This is a genomic window from Pseudoxanthomonas sp. P4_B2 (assembly GCF_056402315.1).
The window spans coordinates 693,470-706,049 of record NZ_JBFUHQ010000001.1; the positions used below are offsets into that span (position 1 = coordinate 693,470).

At 60.9% G+C, this 12,580-nt stretch carries 10 protein-coding genes; 7 read left to right on the plus strand and 3 right to left on the minus strand.

The genetic code is table 11. The features are described 5' to 3' along the window. Positions 1-39: 39 nt before the first annotated feature. Genes AC1DTQ_RS03130 through AC1DTQ_RS03140 form a run of 3 tightly spaced genes read right to left on the minus strand, consistent with a single transcriptional unit; the run spans position 40 to position 2,404 of the window. The gene (locus AC1DTQ_RS03130; protein WP_477847875.1) at positions 40-1,332 is read right to left on the minus strand and encodes an RNA polymerase sigma factor; all 1,293 of its coding nucleotides are present in this window, start codon (positions 1,330-1,332) and stop codon (positions 40-42) included. A gap of 49 nt (positions 1,333-1,381) precedes the next feature. Continuing rightward, complete coding sequence (locus tag AC1DTQ_RS03135) at positions 1,382-1,921, minus strand: SRPBCC family protein (RefSeq protein WP_477847877.1); 540 nt, start codon at positions 1,919-1,921, stop codon at positions 1,382-1,384. Between the two features lie 57 nt (positions 1,922-1,978). After that, positions 1,979-2,404, minus strand: coding sequence for a YciI family protein (locus AC1DTQ_RS03140; protein WP_477847879.1), 426 nt, complete (start codon positions 2,402-2,404; stop codon positions 1,979-1,981). Between the two features lie 259 nt (positions 2,405-2,663). Between AC1DTQ_RS03140 and AC1DTQ_RS03145 the strand changes: the two genes are divergently transcribed. The 7 genes from AC1DTQ_RS03145 (at position 2,664) to AC1DTQ_RS03175 (ending at position 12,580) form a co-directional block, all read left to right on the plus strand. Continuing rightward, positions 2,664-3,158, plus strand: coding sequence for a redoxin domain-containing protein (locus AC1DTQ_RS03145; protein WP_477847881.1), 495 nt, complete (start codon positions 2,664-2,666; stop codon positions 3,156-3,158). After that, positions 3,155-3,691: a DsbA family protein gene (locus AC1DTQ_RS03150; RefSeq protein WP_477847883.1), complete on the plus strand. Its 537-nt coding sequence runs from the start codon at positions 3,155-3,157 to the stop codon at positions 3,689-3,691. The genes AC1DTQ_RS03145 and AC1DTQ_RS03150 overlap by 4 nt, the downstream gene beginning before the upstream one ends. 325 nt (positions 3,692-4,016) lie before the next feature. Next, positions 4,017-5,894 carry a PAS domain S-box protein gene (locus AC1DTQ_RS03155; RefSeq protein ID WP_477847884.1) on the plus strand — a complete coding sequence of 626 codons (1,878 nt, stop codon included), beginning with the start codon at positions 4,017-4,019 and terminating at the stop codon, positions 5,892-5,894. Between the two features lie 5 nt (positions 5,895-5,899). Further along, positions 5,900-6,709 carry a response regulator gene (locus AC1DTQ_RS03160; RefSeq protein WP_477847886.1) on the plus strand — a complete coding sequence of 270 codons (810 nt, stop codon included), beginning with the start codon at positions 5,900-5,902 and terminating at the stop codon, positions 6,707-6,709. A 2-nt stretch (positions 6,710-6,711) separates the two neighbouring features. Then, entirely contained in the window at positions 6,712-9,978 is a 3,267-nt protein-coding gene (locus AC1DTQ_RS03165; RefSeq protein WP_477847888.1) for an EAL domain-containing protein, read from the plus strand. A gap of 185 nt (positions 9,979-10,163) precedes the next feature. After that, the gene (locus tag AC1DTQ_RS03170; RefSeq protein ID WP_477847890.1) at positions 10,164-10,592 is read left to right on the plus strand and encodes a CopL family metal-binding regulatory protein; all 429 of its coding nucleotides are present in this window, start codon (positions 10,164-10,166) and stop codon (positions 10,590-10,592) included. A 110-nt stretch (positions 10,593-10,702) separates the two neighbouring features. Next, a complete protein-coding gene (locus AC1DTQ_RS03175; protein WP_477847892.1) occupies positions 10,703-12,580 on the plus strand; it encodes a copper resistance system multicopper oxidase in 1,878 nt (625 codons plus the stop codon).

Below are 12,580 nucleotides of genomic sequence, written 5' to 3' on the forward strand. Positions count from 1 at the left end.
CGATCCAATCCAAGCGTTACAAGAAGCCGTAGTACCCGACTATTGTTTCGTTTCTGACGCAGGCGCCATGTCCAGCGCGGAGACGCGCGCGCGTTCAAGCAGGAACGCGTGCTCGCGGGTATTGCGGGTCAATCCGGCCGCACGCATGAATTCGGTATGCGCCTCTTGGTGACGCCCCAGCTTGACCAACAGGTCGCCACGTACGCTCGGCAACAGATGGTATTGGGCGAGGGCGGGTTCCGGAACCAGCGCATCGACCAGTTCCAGCCCGGCGGCAGGGCCGAAAGCCATCGACACCGCCACGGCGCGATTGAGTTCCACGACAGGGGAGGGCGTGAGCTGAGACAGGGCATCGTAGAGAGCCACGATGGTTTTCCAGTCGGTCTGGTCCGCGATCGGTGCTTGCGCATGGCAGGCCGCAATCGCAGCCTGCAGGGCGTAGGGTCCCAACGGGCCGCGAAGACTGCGGGCACGCGTCAGAGCAGCGAAGCCGCGTTGTATCAACAGGCGGTCCCAACGCGAGCGATCCTGCTCCAGCAACAACACCGGTGCGCCGTCCGGACCGGTACGCGCCCGCGATCGGGATGTCTGGATCTCCATCAAAGCGACCAGCCCATGCACTTCCGGTTCCTCGGGTGCGAGCTCGGCGACGATGCGACCCAGTCGCAACGCCTCTTCGCACAGCGCCGGCCGCATCAGGTCGTCGCCGGCGGTCGCCGAATATCCTTCGTTGTAGATCAGATAAACGACGCTGAGCACGGATGACAATCGTTCGCCGAGCTCGTCGCCGCGGGGAACTTCGAAGGGAACCTGCGCTTCGGCCAGGGTGCGTTTGGCGCGCACGATGCGTTGCGCGACCGTGGACTCGGAGACCAGGTAGGCGCGTGCGATCTCATCGGTGGTCAGCCCGCCGAGCATGCGCAAGGTCAGTGCTACCCGGGCTTCCATCGACAGCACGGGATGGCAGGCGGTGAACACCAGTCGCAGCAGGTCGTCGCCTATGTCGTCGTCCATATTGGCTTCGAGTTCCGCAGTGGCGTCTTCCCAGTCGCGTTCGAGCTCATGGCCGAGTTCCTCATGCTTGCGCTGTTGCAGCTTTATCCGGCGCAAACGGTCTATGGCGCGGTGCTTGGCCGTGGCCATCAGCCATGCGCCCGGATTGTCGGGAACCCCGGATTTGGGCCATTTCTCCAGGGCGATGACCAGCGCGTCCTGCGCGAGTTCTTCGGCCAGGCCGACATCGCGCAGCATGCGCGCCAGGCCGGCAATGAGTCGTGCCGACTCGATCCGCCAGACAGCTTCAATTGCTCGGTGTGCATCTGCAGTCGTCATCGTTGGCGATCAGACCATTGCCGCCGCGGCCTTGCAAGTGCGGTGCGGCTCATCGGTTGTTCTCCACGATCATTTTCAGGGTGGCGAGTCCGGCTTCGAACTGCTTGCCGACCATGCGATCCATGTTGAATAGCGTATGCATGAGCTTGGCCGGATAGGGCATGGGTCCTTGCATGAACCAGGTCAGATGGGTATTTCCGTCCATCGGCGCCAGGGTGAAGATCACCTCGTTGCTCGCCTTTAACGGGGCCAGCATGTCCAGCTGCATCGCGATTCGGGAGGACGGATCGGCCTGCAGGATGGAAATCTTGCCGGAACCCGACGGGCCCTTGCCTTTCCACTCGTACACGGCGCCGGCGCCTTGCGGGGAGCCGCTATGGATTTTCGTGGTCGTGGGATCGGGTTGGTCGAATGGATTCCAGGCCTCGTGTGCGTGCAAATCGTTGATCAGCGGGAAGATGCTTTCTGGTGGAGCGTCGATGGCGATGCTGCGCTGCAGGCGGAATGTGTCGGGCTTCGTCGCTGCAGCGACCAGCAGGCCGACGATCAGTATCGCAACAACGGCCAATACGAGGGTGATTGCGTTCACAGCAGGATCCTAAGTGGTTGTCGACATTTCTCGAGGTAATTTCTCGACGTACGGAATTTATTGTTTCGTCGCGATTTCGTCGCGCAGGCGTTGTTCTTGTCTCCGCAGTTCCGGGGTGAACTCGGCGCCGAAATCCTCGGCTTCGAACACCTGACGGATCTCGATTTCCGATTCGCCGGGCATCGGATTGGGGCAACGCTTCACCCATTCGATCGCTTCTTCCTTGGACTTCACCTGCAGCAGCCAGAATCCGGCGACCAGATCCTTAGTCTCCGGAAACGGACCCTCGATGACCGTGCGCTGGTTGCCCGAAAAGCGGACGCGCGCACCCTTCGAGCTCGGCTGCAGACCCTCGCCGGCCAGCAGGACGCCGGCCCTGACCAGTTCCTCGTTGTATTTGCCCATATCGGCGAGAAGTTGCTCGCTGGGCATCACCCCGGCTTCGGAATTCTTGTCGGCTTTGACCATCACCATGAATCGCATGTCTGTTCTCCCGTATCGATTGGCGGCGCGCCCGGCTCCTGACCGGTTTCGGCTGAGCGTTTCACCCCGATCGTTTCGGCGCGCTCTATAACCTATGACGAACCGGAAGCCGGGGAATCGACAAACTGCCGGAAATAATTCAGGTAAGAAGGTCCCGGGCGGGGAGGCTGATGCCGCGCTAACGCGCCCCTGTTTACTATCCCGCGGCGGTGGGCGAACGAATCCTGCCGCTTCCTCTTCGCTTCCAGGAGCCGCCCCCATGTCCGAAGCCGCCTCGATGCCAGCTATCGGCGCGCAAGCGCCCGATTTCACCTTGCATTCCACGCCCGACCAAACCATCTCGCTTTCCCAGCTGCGCGGGCACCCGGTGGTGCTGGCGTTCTATCCGGCGGACTGGAGCCCGGTCTGCGGCGACCAAATGTCGCTGTACAACGGACTGCTTTCCGAGTTCCGGCATTTCCACGCGACTGTGATCGGCATCTCGGTCGATGGCGCCTGGTGCCACGCGGCTTTCGCGCAGGACCGCAAGCTGCATTTTCCTTTGTTGGCCGACTTCGAGCCCAAGGGCGCGGTTTCGCGGCTGTACGGGGTGTACCAGTTGCCGGAAGGCATCAGCGCGCGCGCGTTGTTCGTGATCGACGCAGAGGGCATCGTGCGCTGGAGCTATGTGTCGCCCAGCGGCATCAATCCGGGCGCCGATGGCATCCTGGAAGCGCTGGAGAAACTACCTTCGTCGACGGGAGCGAAAGCATGAGCCAGCTGAAACCCGATGTAGGTTCGGCCGATCATGCCCAGGGTTCGCTGCAGGCGCCGTTGGTGCTGGTGGAATACGGCGACTTCCAATGTCCGTATTGCGGCGAGCAGTATCCGGAGATCAAAACGGTCCAGGAAGCCATGGGCGACGATCTGTGTTTCGTGTTCCGGCATTTTCCGCTGGCAGAAGCGCATCCCCATGCCGAGCATGCGGCCGAGCTGACCGAGGCTGCCGACACGGTGGGCAAGTTCTGGGAAATGCACGACCGGTTATACGAGCATCAGTCGGCGCTGGACGACGGCAGCCTGGCCGGTCACGCGCAGGCGCTGGGTCTCGATGATGCCTTGTTCCAGGCGGTGCTGGACGAGGAATACGAAGGCCGCGTCCGCCACGATTTCCTCACCGGGATCCGCAGCGGCGTCAACGGTACGCCCAGCTTGTTCATCAATGGCGAACGCTACGACGGGCCACGAGATGCGGACAGCCTGATCGAACTGCTGCAGGCGATGCGCGAACTGCAGCGGCAAGGTTGAACGACGCCGGAAGTGATAGCGCCATGGAGTGTGAATTATTTACGTTGTGGTGTGAACTATTTACGTTGCAACCTCCGCTCCGGGTGCTCCCATAAACCCGTGGGCTAAATGGGGGTATATTCGAAATCCTGCGGGAACGGATGGTTTGTGCAAGGAGGGGGTAATCGTCGATGTCGCTCTGCGGCCATTTGATGAGCCAACCGGTGCCGAAGCGGTGCCTTGCGGGCGAACACTGCCGTACTTTTTGTTGGAAGGTCGTATGGTCCCGTGATCGGCGCGATTGCTCCGATCAACCGCAGCGCCCTGACCTAAAGGATCAGGCGTGATGAACGACGGAAAAGCAGGAACCGTCGTGGCCGAAACGCGCTTCGGCGATCTGCTCGAATCCATGCCGGACGGCATTCTGATGGTCGACCAAGAGGGTCGCATCGTTCATTCAAATTCTCAGGCCGAAGCGCTCTTCGGATACCAGAAAGGGGAACTGCGCGGGCAATCGATCGAGCAGCTGCTTCCCGGCCGTTTTCGGGGAATGCATGCCGGCCACCGTTCGAACTATTTCGGGCAGCCGCGTCCGCGCACGATGGGTATGGGGCTTGAACTCTACGGCCTGCGCAAAGACGGCACGGAGTTTCCGGTAGAGATCAGCTTGAGTCCGATGCGGACCGAAGACGGCACGCTGGTGGTGAGCGCCATCCGCGACATCAGCGGACGCAAGAAGGCAGAGCAAAAATTCCGCGATTTGCTGGAATCGGCACCGGACGCCATTGTCATCGTCAATCGGCAGGGCCGGATCGTGCTGGTCAATGCGCAAACCGAAATGGTCTTCGGGTACTCGCGCAGCGAGCTGCTCGACCAGCAGGTCGAATTCCTGTTGCCCGAGCGCTACCGCGATCAGCATCCCGGACACCGCAACGGCTTCTTCACCGATCCAAAGGCCCGGCCAATGGGCGTTGGGCTGGAGCTCCATGGCCGCGGCAAGAACGGCAGAGAATTTCCAATCGAGATCAGCCTCAGCCCGCTGCACACCGAAGACGGAATCCTGGTGTCCAGCGCTATCCGCGACATCACCGAGCGTAAGAATTTCGAGGCGGAAATACGCGAAAGCCGCGAACAGTTCCGCGCGGTCGCGCAGACGGCCAGCGATGCGATCGTGTCGGCCAATCAACTGGGCCGCATCACTTATCTCAACGCCGCGGCCGAGCGCATGTTCGGTTATTCGATGGAAGAGGCCGAGGGCGAGCTGCTCGAACTGCTCATGCCCGAGCAATACAAAGACGCGCACAAGGCGGGATTCGGCCGGTATCTCACCACCGGCGAGTCGCACATCATCGGAAAGACCGTTGAAATCCGAGCACGGAAGAAGGATGGATTCGAATTCCCGATCGAGATATCCATCGCCACCTGGAGCACCGCGCGCGGCGCGTTCTTCACCGCCATCGTCCGCGACATCACCGAGCGCAAGCGCTTCGAGCAGGCGCTTCAGGAAAAAAATATGGAATTGTCGAACGCCAACCTGGCCAAGGATCGTTTCCTGGCCAGCATGAGCCACGAGTTGCGGACGCCGCTCAACGCGATCATCGGCTTCACCGGAACCCTGCTGATGAAGCTGCCGGGCCCGTTGAATACCGATCAGGAAAAACAGCTCAAAACCGTGCAGGGCAGCGCGCGCCACCTGCTCGCGCTGATCAACGACCTGCTCGATCTCGCCAAAATTGAAGCGGGCAAGGTAGAGCTGCGGATCGAACCCGTTGTCTGCCAGCGGGTGATAGCGGACGTGGCCGCCTCGCTCCGTCCGCAGGCCGAAGCGAAATCGCTGGCGCTGCTGATGACCCTGCCTGAGCCGGATCTGGTATTGCGTACCGACCGGCGCGCGTTGACCCAGATCATCCTCAACCTGGCCAACAACGCGATCAAGTTCACCGATGAAGGCAGCGTACATCTGCGCGTGCAGGAGCGCCGCACGGGCGAACAGAACCTGATCGAGATCAGTGTCGAAGACACCGGCATCGGAATCTGCGAAGAGGACCAGGCGAAGCTCTTCGCGGCGTTCGCGCAGATCGACTCTTCGGCCGGGCGCCGGCACGAAGGCACGGGGCTCGGGCTGCACCTGAGCCGGAAACTCGCGGAGATGCTGGATGGCGAGATCGTGTTCAGCAGCGCGAGCGGGCAGGGCAGCACCTTCACGCTGATATTGAAGGAGTAACGATCATGGCAGCACGAATCCTGTCCATCGACGACAATCCGGATAATTTGGAATTGATGCGTTACCTGTTGGAAGCGTTCGGCTATACGCCGCTGACCGCATGCGACGGCGGCAGCGGTGTTGCGCTGGCCGAACGCGAGCGTCCTGACCTGATTCTGTGCGATGTGCAGTTGCCCGACATAGATGGTTACGAAGTCGTGCGGCGCATCCGTGGCCATCCAGAGCTTTCCGGACTCGTCATTGTCGCGGTCACCGCGCTAGCGATGGTCGGCGACCGGGCCAAGGTCCTGGCTGCGGGTTTCAACGGGTACTTGTCCAAGCCCATCGACCCGACCACATTCGTCCTTCAGATCGAGGCTTATCTCCAGCCGCAGCTGCGCAGCGCGGCGGAGAGGCTGCAGACCGCGACGCAAGCGGCGCCAGCCGGCACCGATACCAACGGCCTCACCATCCTCGCGGTCGACAATCTGCCGGCCAATCTCGAACTGATCGAAGGCCTGTTCGGAGGGCTAGGCTATCGGATCGTAACGGCCAGCAACGCGGGTCAGGCCATGGAACTGGCGCGGAGTTCGCAACCGGATCTGATCCTTTCCGATGTTTGCATGCCGCATGGCAACGGCTACGATTTGATCGATGCGGTCAAGGCCGATCCGCAACTCCGCCAGATACCGTTCGTATTCATTTCCTCGACTTTCACCAATGAGGAAGCCCGTACCAAGGGAATTGCGCACGGCGCCGACAAATACCTATTCCGGCCGATAGAGCCGCAACGATTGCTTGAAGAAGTGGAAGCGTGCTTTAGCGAGGGCCGTTGAGCGTGGCCACGATCCTGGTCGTCGACGATCGCGAGGAAAATCGCGATTTTCTGAGCGTGCTCTTGGGTTACAAGGGCCATCGGCTATTGACCGCGCAGGACGGAGCGGAGGCGTTGGCCCTGATTCACGCGGAACGGCCGGATCTAGTGATCGCCGACATCCTGATGCCCGTCATGGATGGCTACGAACTCGTGCGCCGTCTGCGCGCCGAGCCGGCGATCGCGCAGACAGCGGTGATGTTCTACACCGCCCACTTCCACGGCGCAGAAGCGCAGGAGTTGGCCCAGGCCTGTGGCGTGCAGAGCATTCTTCCCAAGCCCTGCGAGCCCGAATTAATCCTGCAAGCGGTCGAGAAGGTGCTGGCCGACGTCGCCAAACCGTTGCCGGGCTCGGTGGATGAATTCGGCGAACGTCATTTGCGCTTGATCACCGACAAACTCTCCGAAACCGTCGACGTGTTGCGGCAGACCAATGCCCGCCTGGCCGCTTTGATCGATATCGATCTTCAACTGGCTTCCGAGCGCGACCCCAAGCGTCTGCTCGAGACCGTGTGCCACGCCGCCCGCGAACTGATCGGCGCTACTTATTCGGTGCTCGCCATTGGCAAGCGCGACGACAATGGCCAGGCGGAGTTCGTCGCTGCAAGCGGCATGCAACGGGAGACAACCGATAGGCTCGGCCTGCCGCTGCTCGGGCAAGGCGTGGTCGGAAGCGCCAGCCTCCAGCGCAAGTCGGTTCGCCTGCGCAACCCTGGAGGCGATCCGACCGCGATCGGGTTGCCGGCCACTCATCCGCCCGCGCATAACCTGCTGGTCGCTCCCATCGTTTCGTTGATCCATGTGTATGGTTGGATCTGTCTCAGCGGCAAACTCGGCGCGGACGAGTTCAGCGCAGAGGACGAACGCCTACTTGAGATCCTATCCGCGCAAGCCGGCCGGATTTACGAAAACGGAAGCCTGTACCTGGAAATAAAGCAGCACGCCGATCAGCTTCAGGTCGAAGTCGGCGAACGCGAGCGCGCGGTGGAGGAATTGAGCGAGAGCGAACTACGGTTCCGGCAACTCGCGGAGAACATCGATGAGGCCTTTTTCCTGGTCGATCCGCGGAGCGGGCAGTTCCTGTACATCAGTCCCGCTTTCCAGGCGATCTACGGGAGAAGTTGCGCGAGCATCCACGCCGCTCCACGGTCGTGGCTGGATCTGGTCCATCCGGACGATCGCTGGCAAGCCATGGCCATCTTCAGCCCCGCCAATGCCAGAAGTCCGTTCGATCACGAGTACCGCATCGTTCGTCCCGATGGAGCGGTGCGTTGGATCCGTGTGCGCAGCTTCCCGATTCCCGGCGCCGGCCAGCGCATCTATCGAATCGCTGGTGTCGCCGCCGATGTCACCGAAGTCCGCAACCAGCAGGAAAAGATCAAGCGCCTGACCCGGATCAAGGAAGTTAGGAGCGGAATCAATTCGGCCATTGTGCGCATACGCGACCGCAATGAATTGCTGGAAGAGGTCTGCCGCGTTGCGGTCGATGTAGGGTTGTTCAAACTGGCTTGGATCGGATCCATCGACCCGGAAACCTTGGAGGGCAGGGTGGTGGCCTGGAGCGGAGGCATGGAAGCCTATATCGATGATGTCCGCCTGAGCGCAGAGCCGGACTCTCCTTATCAGGATCGACCCGCGAGCCGCGCGGCCCGCTCGCTGCAGCCGGTCATCTGCAATGATCTGCGGCTCGATCCGGCAATCGCTTCGGCCAAGGCCGAGCTGATCGCGCACGGCCATCTTGCCATGGCTGCTTTTCCGCTGACCGTGCGGGAGCGCGTCCATGTGCTGACCCTGTTCGCCGCAGACGCCGGCTTCTTCGATCGCGAGGAGATCGAGCTGCTGCAGGAATTGATGGGCGACATCGCGTTCGGCATGGAAAACATCGCCAAGGAGGAAGAGCTGGATTACCTCTCCCATTACGATGCGTTGACCGGATTGCCCAACCGGATGCTGTTCAACGAATCGCTGAAGCGGACGATCGGTCAAGCCGCAGAACATCGCTGGAGGGTATCGGTGCTGCTCGTGGATCTGGACCGCTTCAAGACCATCAACGACACCCTGGGACACGCGCTAGGCGACGAATTACTACTTCAGATCAGTCGACGCCTGACGGGCTGGCTGGATATCCGGGAAACCGTTTGGCGGCTGGGGGGCGACGAATTCGCACTAGTGCTGGTCGATGCCGAAGGCGAACAGGCGTCCGGCGTCGCTGTCGCCGACGGCATCCGTGGCGCTCTGCGCAAGCCGTTCCTGCTCGGCGAGCACGAAATCACCATCACCGCCAGCATAGGCATAGCGGTATTTCCCACCGACTCCAAAGACCCCGACACCCTGCTCAAGTACGCCGACACCGCGATGTATAAGGCCAAGGAGGCGGGACAGGACACGTTCCGGTTCTATCGCGCCGAGATGAATGCGTTGGCCCTGGAGCAATTGGAACTGGACAGTGCATTGCGCAAGGCACTCTCCCAAGGCGAATTTGAGCTGTATTACCAACCGAAGGTACGGACCGACAGTGGGCGATGGAGCGGTGTGGAAGCGCTGCTGAGATGGAACCGGCCCGAACACGGGCTGGTACTGCCGTCGATCTTTATTCCCATTGTCGACGGCACACGGTTGGCGGTGCCGGTCAGCGCCTGGGTGATCGACACGGCCTGCCGTCAGATAAGCCGATGGCGTCGGGCCGGGATCGGTCCGCTTCACGTGGCGGTGAACGTCTCCGGCAAATCGTTCGTGCTGGAAGGCCTGCCGGACCTGATCGCTTCCTCGCTGCGCGAGCACGATGTCGATCCGTCTCTGCTAGAGATCGAGATCACCGAAAGTTCTTTGATGATGCCGACGGACGAAACCGATGCAGTGCTCGGCAAATTGAAAGCGCTGGGCATCGGCATTTCGATGGACGATTTCGGCACGGGCTATTCCAACCTGGCTTATCTCAAGCGCTTTCCCATCGACACGTTGAAGATCGACATGGGTTTCATCCGCGACATCGCGGTGAAGCCGGACGCGGCCGCTATCGTCGTTGCTGTCATCGACATGGCCCAGAGTCTGAAGTTGAAGGTGGTGGCCGAGGGCGTGGAGACCCAGGCGCAGTATGAAATCCTGCGCGCTAGCGGCTGCGATGAGATCCAGGGGTATTTCATTTCTAGGCCGTTGCCGACTGCGGAGCTTGAAGCGCTGTACCGTCGGACGCAGGCATCGGATGCCAGAGGAGAAGTACGGCATGGTTAGGGGTCAAAACGGCTTGGCAGAGGGAGAAGGACGTCGAGATGAGCCCGGCCGAGCTGAAGAAACTGTTCAAGCGGGCTGAGGTTGACCACAAGGTCTGACAAGGCGCGGCTCTGCAAACGTTGGACCCCGTTCAGAGTTCACAAACCCTTACTCCTAATGTCGGAATTTGGGGTTAAAGTACGGCTATGTCGGTCTGGCCAACACTCCTGCGGGTACTTCTGAGCGTCACCTTGGTGCTGAATGGCGCCTCGGGGGCTGCTGCGGCAGTGCGCATGCAGATGCCCCATGAGACGGGGCATAGAGAAGCGACATTAGCCAAGGAGTCACCCGACATTTCAGCGGCCGAGATGCCTTGCCATCATTCGGCAAGTGACATTGTTCATGAGGCGCCGGTGGCGGCGGTCGATCCTACTCCGGAAAAACCGCAGCACTCCACGCCGGACTGCTGCAAATCCTCCAGTTGCAATTGTGCCTGCGTCCAGGCTGCCCAAGCGCCGCCGGCGTCCGCATTTATAACTACTCTGCTTGCCGATCATAGCCAGAGCGTTCGCCCACTATTGCTGGGCCACCCGTCGCCTGCGCTTCCACATCTGAACCGACCTCCCATCGGTTAGGTATCCCTTAGGCGCTCTTGGCGCCTGTGCTGACCTGCGCCTCGCGTGGATAACCCGCGGGTAGCTCTTGTCTGATTCCGCACGCGCGGATCCTGTTTGATGGAGTTTTTATGTCGTCCGATCTTATTGGCCTTGGCGGGCCCCGCACGCCGTCCCGTCGCCGGTTTGTTCAAGGCCTGGCTGCCGGAGGCGCGGCCGCTGCGTTGGGTTTGTGGCCCAGGAACAGCTGGGCGCTCAAGGGCGCTGGCAACAACAATGTTCTTTCCGGTACCGAGTTCGACCTGGTGATCGGCGAAACACCGATGAACTTCACCGGCCGCACTCGACCGGCGATCACCGTGAACGGATCGATCCCGGCTCCCTTGCTGCGCTGGCGCGAAGGCACGACCGTCAACTTGCGCGTGTCCAACGCATTGCCGGCTGGTTCCCTCCACGGTCATGAGACCTCGATTCATTGGCACGGCATTCTTCTGCCGACCAACATGGACGGCGTGCCGGGGCTGAGCTTCTCCGGCATCCACCGCGGCGAAACCTATCCTTACCGCTTCACAGTGCAGCAGGGCGGGACCTACTGGTATCACAGCCATTCTTCTTTCCAGGAACAAGCCGGTCTCTACGGTCCTTTGGTAATCGATCCCATCGAGCCGGAACCCTTTGCCTTCGACCGCGATTACGTCGTGATGTTGACCGATTGGACCGATCTGGATCCAACGGCGTTGTTTTCGCGTCTGAAAAAGATGTCCAGCTACGATAATTACAACAAACGCACGGCAGGCGACTTCATCGGCGATGTGCGGCGCCAGGGTCTGACAGCCACGGTGAGCGACCGAAAGATGTGGGGAGAAATGCGCATGACGCCGACCGACCTGTCGGACGTCGATGCCCATACCTACACCTACCTGATGAACGGCACGACTGCATTGGGGAACTGGACCGGGCTCTTCCGTTCCGGAGAGAAAGTGCGCCTGCGCTTCATCAACGGCTCGGCCATGACGTACTTCGATGTGCGCATCCCCGGCCTAAAAATGACCGTGGTCGCCGCCGATGGCCAATACGTGCATCCCGTTACCGTGGATGAATTCCGCATCGCTGTAGCCGAAACCTTCGACGTGATCGTCGAACCTTCCGGACAAGATGCGTTCACGATCTTTGCCCAGGACATGGGGCGCACCGGCTACGTCAGCGGCACGCTGGCCGTGCGAGAGGGTTTGCGAGCCTCGATCCCAGTGATCGATCCCCGACCACTTTTGACTATGGCCGATATGGGTCATGGCGGCATGGGCGGCGGTCACGAGATGGGGACAATGGGTTCAATGAAAGGCATGGAGGGTGGTTGTGGCGCCAACATGGGCCATGACATGTCCGCGATGACGGCTCCGCCGGCCAGCACGGAACACAGCGGTCACGATAGGACGGCGACGCAGGGCGGAGCGATGGCCGGCATGGATCATGGTGCCGGCGGCGCGCAGACCCATCCGCAAAGCGAAACCGGCAATCCCTTGGTCGATATGCAGACCATGGCGCCTGTTCCCAAGCTTGACGATCCCGGCATCGGGCTACGCGACAACGGCCGCAAAGTGCTCAGCTACTCGATGCTCAAAAGCACATTCGAGGATCCCGATGGACGAGACCCCGGACGCGATATCGAATTGCATCTGACCGGACACATGGAAAAATTCGCCTGGGGATTCAACGGCCAGAAGTTTTCCGAAGTTGAACCGTTGCGTCTGAACTATGGCGAGCGTCTGCGCATCGTGCTGGTCAACGACACGATGATGACCCATCCCATCCATCTGCATGGAATGTGGAGCGACCTGGAGGACGAGCAGGGCAACTTCCTCGTGCGCAAACATACGATCGACATGCCGCCAGGCAGCAAGCGCAGTTACCGGGTGCGCGCGGACGCATTGGGGAGTTGGGCTTATCACTGCCATCTGCTCTACCACATGGAAGCCGGAATGATGCGGACCGTGCGGGTGGAGGAGTGA